Below are 20803 nucleotides of genomic sequence, written 5' to 3'. Positions count from 1 at the left end.
ACCTCGATCGCGATCGAGGTCGCAACTTCGGGATGTCATCAGCAGATCATCGCCGGTCTCTCCAACCGAGCGAGGTGCTCATGACATTCTCCCGCATCCTGTCCGCAGCAATACTCACAGTCGCTTTCACCGCTACAAGCCACGCCGCGGAGGTCGGCATGCGCGAAATCTCCGTCGCGGCGCCGGATCGCGGCCGTGATTTCCAGGTCTTTGTCTGGTATCCGGCCGAGGCGGGCGGCGAAGCCATCGTGCTTGGCGACAACAGGGCCTTCAAGGGCGTGCCGGCCTTCAAGAATGCGCCACCGCTCAAGGGGCGCTTTCCCCTGGTCGTGCTGTCGCATGGGTCGGGCGGGCGCGTGCAAGGCATGGCCTGGCTGGCGACGGAACTCGCAAAGGCAGGTTTCGTCGTCGCCGGGCCCAATCATCCCGGCACGACCAGCGGCGACTCGACGCCAGCCGACACGCCGAAATTGTGGGAGCGCACGCGGGACCTCTCGGCCGTGATCGACGCGATGACGACCGACCCGACATGGGGCAACGCCGTCGACGGCGACAGGATCGGCGTGCTCGGCTTCTCGCTCGGCGGCGCCGCGGCGATGGAGATTGCCGGCGCCCGCGCCAGCCTCGACGCTTATGCCCATTATTGCGACGAGTACAAGAAATGTGACTGCGCCTGGTATGCGGGCGGCATCGGCTACCGTGACGACGCGGTCGTGCATGTCGACAAGCTCGACCTCAGGACGATCGACAAGGCGCGTTTCGAGCAGTCAAACCTCGACCGCCGCGTCAAAGCGGCCGTGCTGGTCGATCCCGGCCTTGCGCCGGCCTATGACACCGCCAGCCTGAAGGCGATCGCGATCCCGATGGATTTCATCAATCTCGGCGGCACCGACACGATTCCGCTGGGCGTCGTTGCCGACAAACTGGCTGCGATCGCGCCGCGCGGCACATATGCCTCCGTCAAAGGCGCCATCCATTTCAGCTTCTTGCAGGAATGCAAGCCGGGCGGCGCCGAGCTGCTGAGGGAAACGGGCGAGGTCGATCCGATCTGCGCCGACGGCGGCAGCCGCTCGCGCGCCGACCTCCATGCCGAGCTGGTCGGTCTGATCCGGAGCGACCTGGAGCGCAGCCTGCAGGGTCCTATGTGACCTCGGCCTGTCGCGTAAAAGACTTCCACGGCCATTCGGCGCGATGGCCTAAAGCGCGTCGCGCTGAACCGGATTCAGGCGACGCGCTTTAAGTCTTTGTTTTGATGCATGTCGTTGTCCCAGAACCGCTCACACTTCTGGGCGACATGCATTATAGCGCCGCCGGCAGCGGCCCAATCGCTGCGAGGCCGGCTTCGGTAAGCGCGTAGATGCCGCGCTCGGCGCGGGCGAACCAGCCATAGTAATTGTGCTGCAGGATGCTTGCGGCGCGTGGCGAAAGCGTCTTCAGGTCGCGCGGCCGCTTCGGACCGTCGACCATGGCGGCGGCGCAGGCGAGCGCCTCCTGCCGGTAGGCGGTCATGATCGGCTTCTTGCGCGTGCTGCCGCCCATGGATGGGTCGCCCTTGCGGCGATGATGCTCCTCGACCAAGCGCGAGCGCCGCCGTGGATCGCGTCGCGGCGGCAGGGCGGCGGGACTGAGGATCAACTCCACCTCGCCCCTGGCGCTGACGCCAAGGAGGCCGAAGCCGAGGCGACGACAAAGCGCGCGGAAGCGCCGGTCGTGCTCCCGGCCCTTGCCGCGCGCCGACATCAAGGCGGCGAGCCACACTTCGTCGCAGGCCGCCGCGCGGTCGACGGCTTGCAGGACGAGCTCGAGGTTGAATTGCAGCTTGAGCTCGCAGATGACGACGACCGGCGGCTCGCCGGCGCGCACGCCGACCACGTCGCAGCCGCCAACCTCGCCCTTGACGGCGAAATCCATGCTCTCGAGGAACCGCTTCACCGGCTCGTAGAGGGAGGTTTCCTGCATGAGAGAGGCATAACCGATTCGCGGCTGGTCGGCCCAGCGGCACCATTGCGGTCACGGGCACCGATGTCAGGCGCGGTGCAGGTAGTCCTCGATCGACTGCGCCTTCATCTCGACCGAGAAACCGGGCGCCTGGGGCGGCATATAGGCGGCGTCGCGGATGACGCAGGGTTCGATGAAATGCTCGTGCAGGTGGTCGACATATTCGATCACCCGCCCATCCTTAGTACCTGACACGGCGACATAGTCGATCATCGACAGATGCTGGACATATTCGCACAAGCCGACGCCGCCGGCATGCGGCCAGACCGGCAGGCCGAACTTGGCGGCGATCAGCAGCACCGCCAGCACTTCGTTCAGCCCGCCCATGCGACAGGAATCGATCTGCACCACGTCGATTGCGCCGCCGGCGATGAACTGCTTGAACATGATGCGGTTCTGGCACATCTCGCCGGTCGCGACCTTGATCGGCGCCACGGCCTTGCGGATCTTGGCGTGGCCGCCGACGTCGTCGGGACTGGTCGGCTCCTCGATGAAGAAGGGCTTGGCGAACGCGAGGTCCTTCAGCCAGTCGATCGCCTGGTCGACCTCCCAGACCTGGTTGGCGTCGATCATCAAATAACGGTCTGGACCGATGACCTCGCGGGCGATCCTGAGACGGTGGATGTCGTCGGCGCGGTCGCGGCCGACCTTCAGCTTGATGTGGTTGAAGCCATCGTCGACCGCTTCCTGGCAGAGGCGCCTGAGCTTGTCGTCGGGATAGCCGAGCCAGCCGGCCGAGGTGGTGTAGCAGGCATAGCCCTCGCGCTCGAGCGCGGCGATGCGCTCGACCTTGCCGGCTTCGGCCTTCTTCAAAATCTCGAGCGCCTCGGCCGGCGTGATGGCGTCGGTGAGATAGCGGAAGTCGATGGTCCTGACGATCTCTTCCGGGCTCATCTCGGCGACCAGGCGCCAGACCGGCTTGCCGGCTTCCTTGGCCCAGAGATCCCACACCGCGTTGACCACCGCGCCGACTGCGAGATGCATGGCGCCCTTGTCCGGCCCGATCCAGCGCAACTGGCTGTCGCCGGTCACGTGATGCCAGAAGCGGCCGGGATCCTGCTTCACCCAGTCGAGATCGAGACCGACGACGAGATGGCGCAGCGCCTCGATCGCCGCGCAGCAGATCTCGTTGCCACGGCCGATGGTGAAGGTGAGGCCATGACCTTTCAGCGACGGGACGTCGGTGTCGAGGATGACATAGGCGGCCGAATAATCCGGATCCGGGTTCATCGCGTCGGAGCCGTCGAGGCTTTGCGATGTCGGGAAGCGGAGGTCGAAGGTTCTGAGGTCCGTGATTTTCGTCATTGCTGCCTCGTGCTGGCCCGCCTCGTCATTCGATCGCCGGAGCGGCCTCAGATCGACCAGCCGCCGTCGATGTTGTAGGCCTGCCCGGTCGTGTAGGTCGCGCCGGCCAGATAGACGGCGAGATCGGCGATCTCTTCCGGCGTGCCGATCCTGCCCATCGGCTGGCGGGCGATGAAGGCCGCGCGCGCCGCCTCATAGTCGCCTTGCGCCTGCATGCGGCCCTGAAGCGAAGGGCTCTCGACCGTGCCCGGGCAGATGGCATTGCAGCGTATACCTTTGGCAACATAATCGGCTGCGATGGACTTGGTCAGGCCGATAACGGCTGCCTTGGTCACGCCGTAAGCAAAACGGTTCGGCACCCCTTTCGGGGCGCCGGCGACGGACGCCATGTTGATGATCGCGCCGTCGCCGCGCTCCAGCATGCCGGGCAGCACGGCGCGGATGGTGCGGATCATGGCGCGCACATTGAGGTTGAAGGCGAAGTCGAGATCCTCGTCCTTCATCTCCAGGATCGAGCCGGCATGGACGAAGCCGGCGCAGTTGAACAGCACGTCGACGCGGCCGATCTCGGCAAAGGCGGCCTTCACCGCCTCGTCGTTCAGCACATCGAGCTTTCGCGTCGCAATGCCGGGCGTGTTGGCGAGCTCAGCCAGGGCCGCCTCATTGATGTCGGTGGCATGGACGATGGCGCCCGCTTTCGCGAAGGCCAGCGCACTTGCCCGTCCGATGCCTTGCGCGGCCGCCGTGACGACCACGACCTTGCCTGTGATGTCAGCCATTCTTTATCTCCGTCCTTCAGCCGGGCCGTCGCTCGACGATGTAGATGTGGTCCGCGGCCAGCACGACCTCGTCGCGCTGGTTCAAAACCTCGACGCGTTCGATGACGCGTCCGGCATTCGGCCGTTTCGGGTCATCTTCCTTGGCCGCGATGGTGGTGCGCGTGCGGATCGTGTCGCCGATGAAGACCGGCTTGATGAAACGCAGCCGGTCGTAACCATAGGAGAAGGCGACCGGATTGATGACGCTCGCCGTCAGGCCGACGCCGACCGAGAAGACCAGCGTGCCATGCGCGATGCGCTGGCCGAAGGGCGTCGTCTTCATGAACTCGGCGTCCATGTGGTGCGGGAAGAAATCGCCGGTGTGCCCGGCATGGACGACGAAATCGGTCTCGGTGATCGTGCGGCCGCTGGTGAGGCGCGACGCGCCGATCTCGTAATCCTCGAAATAGGTGGTCTGTTCCATGTCCGGCCTTATGGCTTCGCGGCCAGCGGCGTCGCCGGCGCGGCGCTCGATTTATAGGCGGCCTCGACCAGCGCCATGGTGTGCCAGGCGTCCTCGACAGAACTCACCAGCTCAGCATCTTCGCCGGAGGCGAAGCGCTGGACATTGGCCATGCGGCCGACAAAGGCATCGGGAAACCATTCGCCGGCGAGCGACACGGTGACCCACTCCGACCCGCCTTTCGGATGGATTTCCAGAATGTCCGGCTCGCCGCGCGGGTAATCGAGATTGAGGCCGAGCTTGACATAGGCCGCGCCCTCGGTGCCGCAGATGCGAAACTCGCAGGCCTGGTGGCGGCGGCCGAATTTGTGGTCGTGGTTGATCGAGAGCGCGCAGCGCACCGTGTCGCCGTAGTCGAGAATGGCGCTGGTGCGGGTCTGCGCGACCTTGTGGTTGGGATGGCCGAGCGTCTTGGCGTGCACGCCCAGCGGGTCGCCGAGAAGCTGGCGGATCAGGTCGAGATAATGGATCGAATGCATGGCGATCTCGACGCGTGGCGCCTTGAGCAGGAACTCCCAAAGCTGCCACGGCGTATCGAGCGCGAGCAGCGCATCGAAATCGACGACCTCGCCCAGCCAGCCCTTGGCGACAGCGTCCTTCAGCGCCAGCATCATCGGCGCGAAGCGAAGCTGGAAGTTGACCGCGGCCTTCAGTCGCTTGGCGCGGCAGATTTCAAGGATTTCCGTCGCCTCGCCGAGATAATTGCCCATCGGCTTCTGGATCAGCGCGACGGCGCCATCCGGCAGCGCTTTCAGCACATCGGCGTGGCGGCCGGGCGGGGTGGCGAGGTCGAAGATCGCGTCCTTTACCGCCGCTGCTTCCTCGACCGAACGGAACGCCGTCACGCCCCATGTCTCGGCGAGCTTCTGCGCCTTCGCCTGGTCCGGATCGTAGAGGCCGGAAATCGGGAAGCCGCCCTTGCGGTAGGCCGGAAAATGCGCATCGCCGACGATCGAGCCGGCGCCGAAGGTGACGATCGGGCGCGGCTTCGACGGCTTCGGCCAGGACTGCGACAGCGATGCCGGATCGAAGGCCTCAGTCATGATGGAAGACCTCGTCCATCGACGCCCACCACTCGCCTTCCTTTCGGGTTTCGAGCGGCTCCTGGCAGGGCATGCATACCGACCACCATTCCTGCGTCTTCGGGTCGGCCGCCATCTTGGCCATGTCGGCGGCGTAGTCGGTGCCGTGATATTCGAAATAGGAGAACAGCAGGTTCTCAGGCCGCTTCAGGTAGATCGAATAGTTCTTGATGTTGCAGGCCGAGATCATGGTCAGCACGTCCGGCCAGACGGCGGCGTGAAGGCGGACATATTCCTCGACCTTCTCGGATTTCAATCCAAGCACCATGCCCATGCGCTGCATAACCGCCTCCCTATTTCACGATCGCCGTGGTGAATTCGGCGATGCTTCTTGCCTTGACCGCGTCCCAGTCCCAGTCGATGCCGATGCCGGGCTCGCTGGGCGCCAGAGCATGGCCATCCTCGATGCGCATCTTGGCGCCCGTCAACTCATCGAGCTGCGGAATATACTCGACATATTTGCCGTTCTGGATGGCGCAGACCAGGCTGACATGCAATTCCATCAGGAAATGCGGGCAGACCGGCATGTCGAAGGCCTCCGCGGCATGGGCGACTTTCAGCCAGGGCGTGATGCCGCCGATGCGGCCGACATCGACCTGGACGATGCTGGCGCCGCCTTTCTGCATGTACTCGCGGAAGTGCCTGATCGAATAGAGCGACTCGCCGACGGCGATCGGCGTCGCCGTCGAATTCGACAGCCGCACATGGCCGTCTATGTCGTCGGCCGGCAGCGGCTCCTCGATCCAGGCGAGGTCGAGATCGCGCAGCCGCTCGGCGCGGCGGATCGCCTCGTCGACGGAAAAGCCCTGGTTGCAGTCGGTCATGATCTCATAGCCGTCGCCGACGGCCTTGCGCACGGCCGACAGCCGCGAAAAATCCTCCGAGCCATGCGGCTTGCCGATCTTGACCTTCGAGCCGGTGAAGCCCTTGGCCTTCGCTTCCAGCGCATCGTTGACCAAAGCCTGCGTCTCGATATGCAGCCAGCCGCCTTCTGTCGTGTAGAGCGGACAGCGGTCCTTGGCGCCGCCGGCGAGCTTCCAGAGCGGCAGGTTCTGTTTTCTCGCCCGCAGATCCCACAGCGCCGTGTCGATCGCGGCGAGCGCGATCGCGGTGATGGCGCCGATGGTGGTGGCGTGGGTGGCGAATTCGAGATCGTGCCAGATCGCCTCGATCTGGTCGGCGTCGCGGCCGATCAGGCGCGGCGCGAGATGGTCGGCGAGAAGCCGCATCACCGACGAGCCGCCGGTGCCGATCGTGTAGCTGTAGCCGGTGCCCGTCGCGCCGTCGGAATCGGTGATGGTTACGATCGGCGTTTCCTGGCTGACGAAACTCTGGATGGCGTCCGTGCGCTTGACCTTCGGCACGAGGTCGACCATGCGCAGTTCGATCTTCTCGATTTTCGCCATGTCAGTTCCTCAGCGACTTGCCGGTTTCGGCGGAGAACAGATGCGCGCGGCTCAGATCGAAGCTCATGCCGATCCTGTCGCCGGCTTTCAGCGGCCTGGGATTGAGCATGCGCGAGACCCAGTCGGCGCCGTTGAACTCGGCGAAGACCAAAGTTTCATTGCCGAGCGGCTCGGTGATGCTGACCGGCAGCTCGACGCGGTGGACTTCCGTTTCGCCGCCCGAGCTCAGGCCGTGGCCGGTCGGGTAGAAATCATCCGGGCGGATGCCGAACACGACCTTGTCGCCGGCCGCCGTCTTCGACTTGAACTGGCCAGGCAGCGGCAGGCTGTCGCCGCGGCTGAAAACCAATCTGCCGTCGCTGACGGTCGCCTCGTGCAAATTCATCGGCGGCGAGCCGATGAAACCGGCGACGAAACGGGTGGCAGGACGGCTGAACACCTCGTCCGGCGTGCCGACCTGCTCGATTTGGCCGGAGCGCATGATGACGATGCGGTCGGCAAGCGTCATCGCCTCGACCTGGTCGTGGGTGACATAGATGACCGTCGACTTCACCTTGGCATGCAGCTTCTTGATCTCGGTGCGCATCTGCGTGCGCAGCTTGGCGTCGAGGTTGGAGAGCGGCTCGTCGAACAGGAAGACGTCGGGATCGCGCACGATGGCGCGGCCCATGGCGACGCGCTGGCGCTGACCGCCGGAAAGCTGCGAAGGCCGGCGCTCCAGCAGTTCGTCGAGGCCGAGGATGGCGGAGGCTTCCGCCACCCGCCGATCCATGTCGTCCTTGGCGGCGCCCGCGATCTTCAGCGAGAAGCCGAGATTCTCGCGCACCGTCATATGCGGGTAGAGCGCGTAGGACTGGAACACCATCGAGATGTTGCGCGAGCGCGGCGGCAGGTCGTTGACCACGCGACCGCCGATGTCGATGTTGCCGCCGCTGATGTCCTCGAGGCCGGCGATCATGCGCAAGGTCGTCGATTTGCCGCAGCCCGACGGGCCGACCAGCGCGATGAATTCGCGGTCGGCGATATCGAGATCGATGCCATGCACGATCTCCATATTGCCGTAGCGCTTGGTGAGCTTTTTCAGCGAAACCGTTGCCATGAAGTTCAACCTTTCACCGCGCCGGAGGTGAGGCCGCCGACGAGGTGTTTCTGGACGATGTAGGTGAGGGTCAGCGCCGGGATGATCATCACCACGGCCAGCGCGCACATGCCGCGCCAGTCGATGGTGAACTCGGCCGTGTAGTCGAGCAGCCCGACGGGCAGCGTCTTGGAGTTGACGGAACGGGTCAGCTGCGAGGCCAGCGCGAACTCGTTCCAGCAGGTGAGGAAGGCGAAGATGGCGGCCGAGGCGATGCCGGGACGCGCCAGCGGGAATTCGACCTGCCAGAAGGCCTGCCAGCGCGTGCAGCCGTCGATCTGCGCGGCCTCGGCCAAATCCTTCGGCACCTGGCGGAAAAAGCCGTCGATCAGCCAGATGGTGAAGGGGATGTTCAGCGCCACATAGGCGAGGATCATGCCGAAATGCGTGTCGATGATGCCGAGCCGCGCATAGACGAAGAAGAGCGGCAGCGACATGGCGATGCCGGGCACGGTACGGGTCAGCATCAGGCCGAGGAACATGCCCGACTTGCCACGGAAGCGATAGCGCGCGAAGGCGTAGCCGCCGGCCATGCCGATGGCGACCGCGATCACCGTCGAGGTGACCGAGATGATCAGCGAGTTGCGGAAATAGTCGAGCACCGGAATGCCGCCTTTGCCGATGCCGCTGAACATGGCGACATAGGCGTCGAAGGACAGCTCTTGCGGGATCCAGACCGGCGGCTTGGCCATGATCTCGACTGTGGGCCTGAGCGACGACAGCACGATCCAGATGCCCGGCAGGCAGATCAGCAGCATGGCCAGGAACAGGCCGACACGATGCGCCACGGTCAGCGTGCGGCGGATCAGCCGGGCGGAGGCGTTCTCGTCCATCATCACCACTCCGCGCCGATCTGCGCGCGCGCCGCGGCGAGCTTGTTGTAGAAATACACCGTGAAGGCGATCGACAGCAGGATCGAGAAATAGGCCATGGCGTTGGCCAGCCCCATGCGCGCGTCGCTGTAGGCGGTGCGCCCGACCAGCGTCCACAACAGCTCGGTGCGACCGGCCGGGCCGCCATCAGTCATGATCTTGACGATGTCATAGGCGCGCGCGACGTCGAGCGAACGGATCGTCATGGCGATGTAGGCGAAGGGCATGACGAAAGGCCAGGTCACATAGCGGAAGGTCTGCCAGGGCGTGCAGCCGTCGACGCGGGCCGCCTCGATCGGTTCCTTGGGCATGGCGAGCAGACCGGCCAGGATCAGGATGGCGAAGATCGAGGTCGACGACCAGACTTCGGCAATGGTGATGGCGGTGAATGCGAGGTGGCTTTCGATCAGCCACGGAATGGCGTCTTGGGTGATGCCCAGCGACTGCAGCGCGTTATTCACCAGGCCGATATTGTCGTTGAACATGAATTTGAACTGGAAGCCGACCAGGATCGGCGAGAACATCATCGGGAACATCATCAGCGTGCGCAGGATGCGCTGGCCGCGCGTCGCCTTCTCGACCAGCATAGCCAGGCCGAGGCCAAGCAGCATTTCGAGATTGAGCGCGACGGTGAGCAACAGAACGGTGCGACCGAACGCCCACCAGAAGTCCGGATTGCTGAGGATCGAGATATAATTCCGCAAGCCGACCAGCACGAAGAAGGTCTCGGGCCGGGTCAGGCGGAAGGGCGTGAAGCTGGAATAGAGCGACAAAAGCAGCGGCACGAGCACCACCGCCGCCAGCACGACGAAGGCCGGCAGCAGCAGGAGAATCGGCGCGGATGGCTTCAAGCCCTTCATCGGGATCCTGTCAGCGAGGTGATGTGATCCAGCCGCGGCCGAAACCGAGAATGGGGTATTTTGCGAGGCTACGCGGCCGCCTCCCCGGTTTGCGGGGAGGCGATGCGGGGTGCGGCTGCCTAGAGCTTGCCCGCGTCCTGGAGGATTTGCGTTGCCTTCGCGGCAGCGTCGTCGAGCGCCTGCTTCGACGTCTTGTCGCCGAGGATGGCGGCCTGCAGCTCGGGATAGACGGCGTTGGAGATCTCGATCCATTCCGGCGTCTGCGGCACCGGGAAAGCGTTCTTGGCGGCTTCCTGGAAGGCCTGCAGCACTTCGGTCTTGTACGGATCGGACTTCGCCTGATCGAGATCCCATTCCCAAACCTTGGTTCGGGTGGGCAGCGGGCCGGCCGCGGCCTCCAACTTCTGGCTGTCCTCATTGGTCAGCCACCAGACCAGCGAGGCGGCGGCTTCCTTGTTGGCGCAGTTCTCGGTCACCGAGAAGCCATGCGCACCGGACCAGCCGGAACGCTTGCCGGACGAGCCCTTGGGCTGGACCTTGACGCCGACATTGCCGGCGACCTTGGACGACTTGGGGTCGTTGAAGAAACCGGCCCAGCCCGGCCAGTCGAGGTTGATCGCCACGGTGCCGGAAGCAAAGCCCTGACCGAGATCGTCCCACAGATAGTTGGTGGTGCCGGCCGGAACCGCCTTGGCCTTGTAGAGGTGGACGAACCAGTCGAGCGCCTTGACGCCAGCCTCGGAGTTGAAGGCGGGCTTGCCGTCCTTGTCGAGATATTCGCCGCCATCGGCAACCACCATCTCGTAGAAGCGGCCGTTGATCGCCTCTTCCTTGCCGGCATATTGCGTGCCGTAGAAGTCAGGCGGGCTGGCGAAGAATTCGGCCTGCTGCGCCATCTCGTCGAACGTGTCCGGCGGAGCGAGCTCCTCGCCGTATTTGTCCTTGTAGGCCTTCTTCTTGGCTTCGTCCTGGTAGAGGCTCTTCTGGTAGTAGAGCGCCGAGACGTCGAACTGGGCGCGCGGCAGCATCACCAGCTTGCCGTCCAGCGTGCCGGCGGCGATGTTGGCTGGCACGAAGGCGTCGATCTCTTCCTTCGGCAGCAGCTTGGCGAGATCGGTGTAGATGCCCGGATATTGCGGCGCGAACGAGGTGTGGTTGGAGCCGACGCACCAGGTGATCGAGTTGGAGGCAATGTCCGACTTGATCTCCTTGTCGAGGTCGAAGTGGTTCTTCTTCGACAGGATGTTGACCTTGGCGCCGGTCAGCTTCTCCCATTCGGGAATGCGCTCGTAGAGCTTCTCATATTGCTGGCCGCCAATCAGCTTCGCGTCGATCGTCACGCCCGGAAATTTGCCGGGCAGATCGGCTGAAAACGCCGTGCCGCTCAGCAGCAAGCCGGCCAGGCCGGCGGAAACGCCTGAAAGCAGTCTCGTCATGTTCTCTCCTCCCACGAGCTCGCGGCGACGGCCGGCCGGATGCGCAGCCGATCGCTTAAGCTTCATTCATATGCAAATAGCATTTTCATTGCCGGGTCAAGACGAATGTGCTTTCAGCGGAACGAACTTCATGCATATATGCAGATCGAAATTCACTGGAGGGGCAGGTGGCCGACGAAGAAGACGGGGACCGCTACCGCGCGCCGGCGCTGGACAAGGGGCTGGACATCCTCGAGCTGCTGGCGAGCGTGGACGGCGGGCTGACCCAGGCGGAGATCGCCAAGCGGCTCGACCGCAGCCCGAACGAGTTCTACCGCATGCTCGACCGCCTGGTACGGCGCGGCTATGTCACCAAGATCGACGGCGACCGCTATTCGCTGACGCTCAAGCTTTTCGGGCTGGCGCAATTGCACGCGCCGGTGCGGCGGCTGGTGTCCTACGCGACGCCGATCATGCGGGATCTGGCCGAAACCTCGTGGCAGGCTAATCAATTGGTGGTGTTCGACCGCGGCGCCGCCGTGGTCATCGCCCAGCAGGAAGCGCCGCGCTACTGGGGTATCTCGATCCGGGTCGGCTCGCATATCAGCCTGTTCGACACCGGTTCCGGCCACGTGCTGCTTGCCTTCCGCTCGCCGGAGGAGCGCAAGATGATGATCGCCGAGCATTTGCAGAGCACCGAGCAGCTCAATCTGACGCCCGAGTTCTTCGCCCGCCTCGATCAGGTGCGCGATCGTGGCTACGAGATGATGGCCTCGCTGCAGACCGCCGGCGTCTACAATCTTTCGACGCCGGTGCTCGGACCCGACGGCAGAGCCATCGCGGCGCTGACCATCCCTTACATCACCCTCGTCAACGCCCCTACGGCGCCGGACATCACCCTGACGATCCGGCACCTGCAGGACGCCGCCGCGAGGTTGTCGCAGCTCGCAGGGTCGGATGTGCCGCAATCGTCGTAATTTCTTATTTGAATAATGCATTTTTAGGCGGGATATTGTCTGGTACAAAGGGAGGAGACGCCGCTATGATCATCGACACGCATCTGCACCTCATCGACCAGGCCGCGCTGCGCTACCCGTGGCTGGCCGGCGTGCCGGCGCTGAACCGCGATTTCTCATATCAGGAATACGCCACCGACGCGTTGCGTTCCGGCATCGAGGGCGTGCTGCATATGGAGGTCGATGTCGACCCTGCCGATATCGCAGCCGAAACCGCTTACGTGAAGTCGGTCGCCGGCCGGGCCGGGAGCCTGCTTCGCGGAGCGATCGCCGCCTGCCGGCCGGAGGAGGCCGGTTTCGAAGCCTATCTGGAGACGGTCACGGCGGACCCGTTCATCATGGGTTTCCGCCGCGTGCTGCATGTCGTGCCCGACGATGTCTCGGAAGGGGCGCTGTTTCGCCAGAACATCAAGCGGCTGGCCGGCACCGGCCTGACCTTCGACCTTGTTGTGCTGCCGCATCAGATCCCGAAGGCGATGGCGCTTGCCGATCTCGCGCCCGACGTCCAGTTCGTCCTCGACCATTGCGGCGTGCCCGACATCAAGGGCAATGCCAAGCATCCGTGGCACGAGCATATGGAAGCGATCGCCAAACGGCCCAACGTCACGGCCAAGATCTCCGGCGTCGTCGCTTATGCCGATCCGGCGACTTGGACCGTCGATACGCTCCGGCCCTATGTCGAACACACGATAGGCTCGTTCGGCTGGGACCGGGTGATCTGGGGCAGCGACTGGCCGGTCTGCACGCTGGGCGGCGGGCTGACCACCTGGATCGCCGCCACACACGCGCTGCTGGCCCGCGCGAGCGAGTCGGAGCGGACCCGCCTGCTGTCCGGCAATGCGCGCCGGCTGTGGCGGCTTGGCTGATCGCTTGAGTCAGATCGTCGTCCGCACGTGGCGCTCGCGGCCGTAGAGCGAGACCAGAAGCAGGATGACCAGGCCGAGCGCTGCCTGCACCGTCGACGGGCGGAAGCCGAGGCCGATCAGCAGCGTGTTGATTTCAGTGAGCACCAGGACGCCGGCAATGGTGCCGAGATAGCTGCCGCGCCCGCCGACAAGTGCTGCGCCGCCGACCACGACGGCAGCGATCGTCTGGAAGAGATAGGGCTGGCCGACATCGCCATAGGCCGAGCCGGTGAAGCCGAGCAAAAGCACGCCGGCGACCGCCGCGAAGAAGGCGCTCGCGGCATAGGTGACGATCCACATGCGCAGCGGGTCGATCAGCGCCAGAGGTGCCGCCTCAGGGTTGCTGCCGACCGCGTAGAGGCGGCGCCCATAGGGCGTGCGGGCGAGCACCAGCACGATCAGCGCCGTCAGCATGACGAGGCTGGGCACCAGCAAGGGCACAGGCAAGGGGCCGACCGAGCCGCCGATCGAGACGAAGCTGGACACGGCTTCCGGCGCCGAGCCGGAGGGAAAGCCGCCGGTCCACAACAGCACTGCGCCCTGGACAACCATGCCGATGCCTAGCGTGACGATGAGCGGATGAATGTTGAGCCCGCGCGAGATCAGCCCGTTCAGCGCGCCGATCGCTATCGCAAGAACACCGACGAGACCGCAGACCAGGGCGAAGTTCCAGCCCTGGCCGTAAAGCTGCGCCGCGACGACATTGGCAAAGCCGATGACGAAGGGAATGGAAAGATCGATGCCGCCGAGGATGACGACCAGCGTCTGGCCGACGGAGGCGACCGCGAGCAGCGAGGCGATGACCAGCAGCGCGCGGATGGCGAAAGGCGCCGAATAGCCGGGGATGAGCAGCGTGCCGACGACCTGCAGCAGCAGCGCCATCGCGAAGGCGCCGGCGATGCGGGCGTTGGTGGACTGGAACCAGTTGCTTGTCATCCCGGTCAGCCTTTCCGCCTCGACAGCCGTTCCTGCACCGCTGTCAGCACCACGGCGACGACGAGGATCAGGCCATAGGCGATCTGCAGCACATAAGTCGAAACGTTGAAGGTGGTGAGCAGGCTCTGCAGCAGGAAAATGTCGATGGCGCCGATCGCGGCGCCGCCGAGACCGCCGCGCCCGCCGGCGAGGCTGACGCCGCCGAGCGCCACGGCGGCAATCGCGATCAGCGTGTAGGTCGGGCCGATATTGGGGTCGGCCGAGCCGATCAGCGAGGTGAGCATCAGTCCGGCGGCGGCGGCAAAGAGCCCGGTCAGGACATAGGCAACGAGCCGCACCTTCGTCACCGGCACGCCGGCCGTATAGGCGGCGCGGTCGTCGCTGCCAACGGCCATCAGCAGGTCGTAATAGGGCGTGCGGCGCACGAGCAGCCAGCACAGGCCGATCAGCGCCAGCGGCACGATCGAGAGCGGTCCCGCCATGGCCTTCAGCCAGTCCGGCGCCGGACCGATCGGCGCCGGCAGGATGGTGAGCGTGACGCCGGTGAGGATCAGATAGGTGCCGAGCGTCGCCACGATCGGCTGGATGCGCACGATGGTGGCAAGCGCGCCATTCGCGGCGCCAACAGTCGCCCCGACCAACAGCGCTGCCGGAACGACGATCCATGGCGACGAGATGCCGAGATTGAGGAACAGGACCTGGATGACCAGGGCGTTGACGAAGCCCATCAGCGGGCCGGCGGAGATGTCGATGCCGCCGCGTCCCGCCAGGATGACCGGCGCCGAGGCGACGGCCGCGCCGATCAGGGGAGCGGCCAGCCCGAGCAGCGTGCCCCAGGACGAAGGCTGAAAACGCGCCGGATTGAGCGCGACGTTGAGCACCAGCAGGACGACGAGCATCACGACAGCAAAGCCGACGCCGCGCAGCTTGCGAAGGGTCGGGCTCATGCGGCGCGTCCGAACATGGCGGCGATCACCGTATCGGTGGTCATCTCGGCGCCGGAGAACTCGGCCGATACGCGCTGCTCGCGGAACACCAGCACGCGGTGGCAGAGAAGCAGTATCTCCTCGATCTCGCTGGACAGGATCACCAAGGCCATGCCCTCGGCGGCAAGGCCGCGGAAGACGTCATAGAGCACGTGCCGGGTCGCCACGTCGACGCCGCGCGTCGGGTCGTTGAGCAGAAGGAAGTTTGGCTCCAGCGCAAGGGCGCGGGCGAGCAGCACCTTCTGCTGGTTGCCGCCGGACAGCGTGGTTATGGCCGCGTCGGGACGCGGCGCGACTATGCTGAGCCTTTGCCTATAGGTATCGTAGCGACGACGTCGGGCGGCGAAGCTCAAGAGGCCGAAGCGGCGGTCGTTCGACACGGTGGAAATGGCGAAATTGTCGAGCACCGATTGAGTCGGGAAAATGCCGGTCGAGCGGCGATCGCGCGGCAGATAGGCGATGCCGCCGGCGACGGCTTTGCGAAAGCTGGTGATCGATCCGGCCTTACCGTCGACAGCGATGTCGCCCGCGACCGGACGCTCGAGCCCGGCCAGCGCGCGCAGGAAGCGTTCCTGACCATGGCCGTCGAGCCCGGCAAGACCGACGATCTCGCCCGGCGCGATGGTCTGGCTGATCGGATCGACACCCGGCGCGATGACCAGCCCCCGCACATGAAGCGCCTTTGTCTCAGCCATGCGCCAGCTCCGCTGCCGTTTGCGGCGCCATCGCCGCCAGGAGCTCGGCCGGGGTCGAGGTGCCGCGCTCCTCGGTCTTCACCACGCGGCCGGCGCGCAGGATGGATATGCGGTCGGACAAAGCCATCACTTCGTCCATGCGGTGCGTGATGAACAGGATCAGCGTGCCCGCCCCGGCCATGGCGCGCATCAGCGCGAAGACCGACTCGCGGTCGGCGAAGTCGAGCGCCGCCGTCACCTCATCGAGGATCAGGACACGCGGGTTGCGGATGACGGCGCGGGCGAGCACGACAAGCTGCCTTGCGGCAAGCGGCAGCTCGCCGCACGGCCGGTCGAGATCGATCGGCGTCACCGCGAAGCGGCCGAGCGCGGCCTGCGCCCTGGCGCGCCGCTCGCCGCGCGGCACGCCTCGTCGCCACAGGCCGTCGAGGCCGAGAAGGATGTTGTCGGTCACCGAACGTTCAGGCGCGACCAGCACCTCCTGGAACACGGTGGCAAAGCCCGCGGCCTGAAAGGCGGCGGGCTGCGCTCCGGAAAACGCTTTGCCATCGAGCAGGATCGCGCCGCCATCCGGCTGCACGATGCCGGACAACAGCTTCACCAGCGTGCTCTTGCCCGAGCCGTTCTCGCCCAGGATGGTATGGATCGTGCCGGGACGGAAGGCGATCGACGCCTCCGCCAGCGCGACGGTTTCGCCATAGCGCTTTGAAACGCCTTGGACCTCGAGCATTTTTCTTCCCGGAAAGGAGAAGCCGACTCCTCAGCAGGAGCCGGCTTCGCGTGACATCACTTGGCGCAGGCGTCCGGCACCTTGGAATAATCCCAGCCCTTGGTCGCCGCGGGATTGGTGAAATAGGCGTCGAGCACGTCCTCGGGCATCGGGTCGGTCGGCGGCACAGGGAAGACCGATACGGCATCCGGCGTCATGCAGTCCTTGTACCATTTGTCGAGCTCGGCGGCATGAACCGGCGGGATCGGGATCAGCAGCGTGTTGAGCTTCGGCTTCTGGCCGTCGAGCATGCGCTCGCCGACACGGAACAGCGTCTGCGCCGTCCAGCCGGGCAGTACCGCATGGCCCTCGAAGCGGTACTTGTCGGGATTGGCTTTCCAGTAGCCGAGCGCGTCGCCAGTGATCGAGCCGGTGATCAGCGGCGCCGGCCGTCCGGCTTCGGCGAAGGCTTCGGCGACGACGCGGCTTTCGCTGCCGGTCGTCCACACAGCGTCGATCGGCGCCGGATTGGTGGCGATCGCCTGCAGCACCACTGTCTTGGTGACGTTGGCCGTCCAATTGCCGTTGACGGTGCGCGCGACCTTGAGCCCCTTGTTCTCGGACAGCGCCTTGTCGGCGCCCTGCTTTTCCTGGACGACGATCGGATGTCCGCCGATGCCTTCCACCACCAGCACGCTTGAGTCGGGCTTCACCTTGCCGATCGCCGTCATCATGTCATAGCCCCAGCGGGCATAGTTGGAATCGACATTGATGGCGTTGGGGCTGGTGATGGAACCCGCAGCGGTGATGAAGGGAATGCCCGCCTTGGCTGCAGCATCGACAGCGTCGTCGAGCGCTGTCGCCGAGCCCGGGATCTAAGTGATGATCGAGCATTTCTTGTCGATGAAGGCGCGGATCTGGTTGATCTGCTGGCTCGCGTCGTTGTTCGAATCCGACACCTCGAAGCTCGACACCGTGCCGCCGGCGATGAGGCCATCGACCAGCCGCTTCAGCTCCTTGGTGACCGAGACGCGCCACGGATTGCCCTGGTAGCTCTCCGAATGGCACCACTTCCAGGGCTTCGCCGGCGGCGTGAAATTATCCCAGGCCGAGGGCAGCACTTTCTGCGGCGCGCCGTCATATTGCGCCTTGAGGTCGGCGGGCAGGCCGTCGATCACCGACTTCACGTCGGCGGCATGGGCGGCGAACGGGATCGAGACTAAGGCGGTTGCGGCGAGCAGGCCGCGTATCAGGCTGGTCATTTTTTCCTCCCTTGGTGCAGTGAAACTAGCCGGCGGCGGCCGGCGCGAAACTCTCCCGGAACAGGCGATTGATGTCGGCGACGACGCGGCCCGCGTCCTGTCTGCCGGCAAGGCCTTCGTTGATGCGGTCGGAGGCCTGCTGCTGGAACGGCATGTAGCCGTCATGGCGGGGGCGGACCCAGGCGCCTTCGAGCGTCGCGCGCGTGGCGCGATAGAAATTACCAGTCGCGGCGTTGACGGCGTCATCCTCCCAGGCGGCGGCATGGCCGGGCTGGCCACCGGCGGCGGCGTAAGGGCCGCGCTGCACATCGCCGCTGGCGATCCAGTAAGCGAAGTCGATCGCCGCCTCGCGCGCGGCGGAAAAGGCGGAGACGGCAATGCCGGTGCCGCCAAGCGCGGAGCCGACCGGGTCGTTGCCGCCGACGACCGGCATGTCGGCAAAGCCGAGGCGATGCGGCCGAAAACCCGCCGCCGCATAGGAAACATAGCCATAGATCAGCGGCGCGCAGGCGATGCGCGAGCCCGGCTCGGCCATTTTCTCGAATACGGTGATCGGGTCCATCGTCAGGCATGCGGGATCGACGAGCGCCGCGATCGCGCTCAGCATCTCGAAGGCGGTTTCGCCGGTTTCGCCATCGATGAGGTCAACCGAGCCGTCGACCGTGCAGGGCCGGCCGAGTTCGGCGGCCAAAGTGTAGAAGCACATCAGCGAGTGCGGCGGCCTTAGCGGCAAGAGCACGCGGCCCTGCTCGGCAAGCGCCAGCACTTCGGTCCAGATCACCGGCGCGGCTTCGATCAAATCCGGCCGCCAGGCCTGCACCTGGGTGGCGGCGTCGATCGGAAAAGCCCATTGCCGCTGTTGCCAGGTGTAGCTCGGGTAGGATTTGCCGACACTGCCCCTGGCCAGCGCCTCGCGTTCCGCCTCGCGTCCCGGCACATCGAGCGGCGCCAGGCATTTCTCGGCGGTGATCTGACCGACATGCGGATGGTCGATGACGATCAAATCATAGGCGCGGGCGAGCTCTTCGACCGGGAAGGACTCGAAATCCTGCAGCGAGCGCTTCTCCCATTCGATCGAGACGCCGGTCTTTTCCTGCCACAGCGCCGAGCAAGCCATCATCGGGTCGTAGCCGCGCGGATGGCTCCAGGTCATGCCTTTCAGAAAACCACCGCTCACAGGCCGAACTCCGCGCGGATCTTCTCGCTGTGCTCGCCGATGCGCGGAGCGGCCCGATCCACCTTGGCGCGGGCGCCGTCGACGCGCAGCGGCGAACGCGTGGTGAGGATCGAGACATTGTCCTCCCGCGTCACGGTCTGCAGCATGTCGAGCGCCTTGAAGCCGTCGTTTTCCATCAGTTCCGGCCAGGTCAGCACCTTGGCGCACCAGATGTCGGCGGGCTCGAGAATGGCCAGCCACTGGTCGGTGGTTTTTTCGGCGATGCGCCTGGCGATGATGGCCTTGATCTCGTCGCGGGCGGTGAACCAGGTCGCGGGCTTGTCGCGGAACGGGTCGAGCTCGGGCAATTCGAGCAGATCGGCAATCTTCGGGATCGGCGTCATGGCGATCGCCAGGTAACCGTCCTTGGCCGGATAGATGCCGTAAGGCGCCGAGAGATAGGCATGGGCGCTGCGAAAGGACGAGCGCTTCGGCAGGCGGCGGCCGTCGTTGAGATGCGTGGTCAGCACCTCGAACTGGAAATCGACCAGCGCCTCGAGCAGGCTGGTCTCGACATGGCCGCCCTCGCCCGTGATGCCGCGCCGCACCAGTTTGGCGAGGATGCCTTGCGCGCAGGCCGCGCCCGCCAGCATGTCGGCGATCGCCAGCCCGAACGGCACCGGCCCCTGCTCCTCGTCGCCGTTCAGCCACATCACGCCGGAGCGCGCCTGGGCGAGCAGATCCTGCCCCGGGCGCTTCACCCAGGGGCCGTCCTCGCCATAGCCGCTGATCGAGGCGTAGACGAGCCGCGGGTTGATGGTGCTGACATGCTCGTAATCGAGGCCGAGCCGCTCGATGACGCCCGGCCGGAAGTTCTGGATCAGCACGTCGGCCTTGGCGATCAGGCCGCGCAGCGCGGCGAGATCGGCCTCGTTCTTGAGGTCGACGGCCAGGCTCTCCTTGCCGCGGTTGATGGCATGGAAGATGGTGGAATCGCCGCCGATCTCGGTGTCGCTGAGATAGAGCCGGCGCGACAGATCCCCGCCATCCGGCCGCTCGATCTTGATGACGCGCGCGCCGAGGTCGAGCAGGCGCAGCGAACAGTAAGGCCCCGACAGGAACTGGCTCATGTCGACGACCACGAGGCCGGTCAGCGGAAGTTCAGCGTCAGCGGCCACGGTTCACTTCTCGGTCTTGCCGACGAAATCGGCCGGGTTCTTGTATTTCACCGTCTGCAGATGCTCGCAGTAGAGCACGAGCTCTCCTTCACCCTTGAAGACTTCATAGCGGGCGCGGATCAGGCCCATGTCGTGATAGCGCGGCTTTTTGTCGAGGTTGGTGCGGATCGAATAAATGGTGTCGCCGATGAAGACCGGCTTGATGAAGCGGAGCTTGTCATAGCCATAGGAAAAGGCGTTGACGCAGTTGGTGGCGACCAGCCCAAGCCCGGCCGAAAAGACGAAGGCGCCGGCCACCAAGCGCTTGCCGAAAATGCCTTCCCGCTCGGCGAACATCTGGTCCTGGACGTAAGGGTGGATATCCAGCACCAGCGCATTGAACATATGGCTTTCACCCTCGGCGATGGTGCGACGGAGCGAGCGGATTTTGCGGCCGGGCTGCCAGTCCTCGTAGAACCAGTTTTCCGAATTCCAGACGGGGATGTCGGCATGCGCCTCAGGCATGTCGGCCGGATGCGTCGAGGCGACGCCGACGGTCGGCGAGAACGCGCTCATGCCGTGCTCCGGGAGCTTTCGGCGCGGCCCGCAAGGCGGTTCCGGGCA

At 65.2% G+C, this 20803-nt stretch carries 23 protein-coding genes; 3 read left to right on the top strand and 20 right to left on the bottom strand.

Going from position 1 to position 20803, the window contains the following annotated elements; all coding sequences use genetic code 11:
* Positions 1 to 158: 158 nt before the first annotated feature.
* Positions 159 to 1148, top strand: a complete 990-nt coding sequence (locus EJ068_RS18340) for an alpha/beta hydrolase (protein WP_348527612.1) — start codon at positions 159 to 161, stop codon at positions 1146 to 1148.
* Positions 1149 to 1299: 151 nt separating this feature from the next.
* Here EJ068_RS18340 and EJ068_RS18330 read toward each other — a convergent pair whose 3' ends face one another.
* From EJ068_RS18330 to EJ068_RS18280, 11 genes are all read right to left on the bottom strand, one after another.
* Positions 1300 to 1959: a DUF2161 family putative PD-(D/E)XK-type phosphodiesterase gene (locus EJ068_RS18330; protein WP_127252644.1), complete on the bottom strand. Its 660-nt coding sequence runs from the start codon at positions 1957 to 1959 to the stop codon at positions 1300 to 1302.
* Positions 1960 to 2025: 66 nt separating this feature from the next.
* Complete coding sequence (locus tag EJ068_RS18325; protein ID WP_127252643.1) at positions 2026 to 3303, bottom strand: L-fuconate dehydratase; 1278 nt, start codon at positions 3301 to 3303, stop codon at positions 2026 to 2028.
* 47 nt (positions 3304 to 3350) lie between these two features.
* On the bottom strand, positions 3351 to 4082 hold the full coding sequence (locus EJ068_RS18320; protein WP_127252642.1) for an SDR family oxidoreductase: 732 nt from the start codon (positions 4080 to 4082) through the stop codon (positions 3351 to 3353).
* A gap of 16 nt (positions 4083 to 4098) precedes the next feature.
* Positions 4099 to 4545, bottom strand: coding sequence for a MaoC/PaaZ C-terminal domain-containing protein (locus tag EJ068_RS18315; protein WP_127252641.1), 447 nt, complete (start codon positions 4543 to 4545; stop codon positions 4099 to 4101).
* An 8-nt stretch (positions 4546 to 4553) separates the two neighbouring features.
* Positions 4554 to 5627, bottom strand: coding sequence for a Gfo/Idh/MocA family oxidoreductase (locus EJ068_RS18310; protein WP_127252640.1), 1074 nt, complete (start codon positions 5625 to 5627; stop codon positions 4554 to 4556).
* Positions 5620 to 5949 carry an L-rhamnose mutarotase gene (locus EJ068_RS18305; RefSeq protein WP_042645142.1) on the bottom strand — a complete coding sequence of 110 codons (330 nt, stop codon included), beginning with the start codon at positions 5947 to 5949 and terminating at the stop codon, positions 5620 to 5622. Before EJ068_RS18305 ends, EJ068_RS18310 begins: the two co-directional genes overlap by 8 nt.
* Before the next feature lie 10 nt (positions 5950 to 5959).
* The gene (locus EJ068_RS18300) at positions 5960 to 7072 is read right to left on the bottom strand and encodes a mandelate racemase/muconate lactonizing enzyme family protein (protein ID WP_127252639.1); all 1113 of its coding nucleotides are present in this window, start codon (positions 7070 to 7072) and stop codon (positions 5960 to 5962) included.
* Between the two features lies 1 nt (position 7073).
* On the bottom strand, positions 7074 to 8171 hold the full coding sequence (ugpC, locus tag EJ068_RS18295; RefSeq protein WP_127252638.1) for a sn-glycerol-3-phosphate ABC transporter ATP-binding protein UgpC: 1098 nt from the start codon (positions 8169 to 8171) through the stop codon (positions 7074 to 7076).
* A gap of 5 nt (positions 8172 to 8176) precedes the next feature.
* Positions 8177 to 9043 (bottom strand): carbohydrate ABC transporter permease, encoded by an 867-nt coding sequence (locus tag EJ068_RS18290; protein WP_127252646.1) that lies wholly within the window; start codon positions 9041 to 9043, stop codon positions 8177 to 8179.
* A 2-nt stretch (positions 9044 to 9045) separates the two neighbouring features.
* Entirely contained in the window at positions 9046 to 9942 is an 897-nt protein-coding gene (locus EJ068_RS18285) for a sugar ABC transporter permease (protein ID WP_127252637.1), read from the bottom strand.
* A gap of 119 nt (positions 9943 to 10061) precedes the next feature.
* Positions 10062 to 11378, bottom strand: coding sequence for a sugar ABC transporter substrate-binding protein (locus EJ068_RS18280; RefSeq protein ID WP_127252636.1), 1317 nt, complete (start codon positions 11376 to 11378; stop codon positions 10062 to 10064).
* A 167-nt stretch (positions 11379 to 11545) separates the two neighbouring features.
* Here EJ068_RS18280 and EJ068_RS18275 point away from each other — a divergent pair, with 167 nt between their 5' ends.
* Both EJ068_RS18275 and EJ068_RS18270 read left to right on the top strand, forming a co-directional pair.
* The gene (locus EJ068_RS18275; protein WP_082056393.1) at positions 11546 to 12334 is read left to right on the top strand and encodes an IclR family transcriptional regulator; all 789 of its coding nucleotides are present in this window, start codon (positions 11546 to 11548) and stop codon (positions 12332 to 12334) included.
* A 65-nt stretch (positions 12335 to 12399) separates the two neighbouring features.
* Positions 12400 to 13239 carry an amidohydrolase gene (locus EJ068_RS18270; protein WP_127252635.1) on the top strand — a complete coding sequence of 280 codons (840 nt, stop codon included), beginning with the start codon at positions 12400 to 12402 and terminating at the stop codon, positions 13237 to 13239.
* 9 nt (positions 13240 to 13248) lie between these two features.
* On the opposite strand, the gene EJ068_RS18265 is transcribed toward EJ068_RS18270, so the two are convergent.
* The 9 genes from EJ068_RS18265 to EJ068_RS18230 are packed head-to-tail and all read right to left on the bottom strand — an operon-like array spanning position 13249 to position 20755.
* Positions 13249 to 14214, bottom strand: a complete 966-nt coding sequence (locus EJ068_RS18265; RefSeq protein ID WP_127252634.1) for an ABC transporter permease — start codon at positions 14212 to 14214, stop codon at positions 13249 to 13251.
* A gap of 5 nt (positions 14215 to 14219) precedes the next feature.
* Positions 14220 to 15161 (bottom strand): ABC transporter permease, encoded by a 942-nt coding sequence (locus EJ068_RS18260; RefSeq protein ID WP_126079843.1) that lies wholly within the window; start codon positions 15159 to 15161, stop codon positions 14220 to 14222.
* Positions 15158 to 15895 carry an ATP-binding cassette domain-containing protein gene (locus EJ068_RS18255; protein ID WP_126079844.1) on the bottom strand — a complete coding sequence of 246 codons (738 nt, stop codon included), beginning with the start codon at positions 15893 to 15895 and terminating at the stop codon, positions 15158 to 15160. The genes EJ068_RS18260 and EJ068_RS18255 overlap by 4 nt, the downstream gene beginning before the upstream one ends.
* Entirely contained in the window at positions 15888 to 16625 is a 738-nt protein-coding gene (locus tag EJ068_RS18250) for an ATP-binding cassette domain-containing protein (RefSeq protein ID WP_126079845.1), read from the bottom strand. The genes EJ068_RS18255 and EJ068_RS18250 overlap by 8 nt, the downstream gene beginning before the upstream one ends.
* 56 nt (positions 16626 to 16681) lie before the next feature.
* A complete protein-coding gene (locus tag EJ068_RS33340; RefSeq protein ID WP_281059025.1) occupies positions 16682 to 17479 on the bottom strand; it encodes a substrate-binding domain-containing protein in 798 nt (265 codons plus the stop codon).
* On the bottom strand, positions 17480 to 17866 hold the full coding sequence (locus EJ068_RS33335) for a hypothetical protein (protein WP_245463145.1): 387 nt from the start codon (positions 17864 to 17866) through the stop codon (positions 17480 to 17482). It abuts the gene before it with no gap.
* Between the two features lie 25 nt (positions 17867 to 17891).
* Positions 17892 to 19019, bottom strand: coding sequence for an extracellular solute-binding protein (locus EJ068_RS18240; RefSeq protein ID WP_189341905.1), 1128 nt, complete (start codon positions 19017 to 19019; stop codon positions 17892 to 17894).
* 20 nt (positions 19020 to 19039) lie between these two features.
* Entirely contained in the window at positions 19040 to 20200 is a 1161-nt protein-coding gene (locus EJ068_RS18235; protein WP_127249692.1) for a CaiB/BaiF CoA-transferase family protein, read from the bottom strand.
* Positions 20201 to 20203: 3 nt separating this feature from the next.
* Positions 20204 to 20755, bottom strand: coding sequence for a MaoC family dehydratase (locus EJ068_RS18230; RefSeq protein ID WP_127249693.1), 552 nt, complete (start codon positions 20753 to 20755; stop codon positions 20204 to 20206).
* Positions 20756 to 20803: the final 48 nt, after the last annotated feature.

Origin of the sequence: Mesorhizobium sp. M2A.F.Ca.ET.043.02.1.1 (genome assembly GCF_003952405.1) — a bacterium.
Lineage (GTDB): Bacteria > Pseudomonadota > Alphaproteobacteria > Rhizobiales > Rhizobiaceae > Mesorhizobium.
The sequence above is the reverse complement of the archived record's forward strand: the minus strand, read 5'-3'. Positions and strand labels throughout refer to the sequence as shown.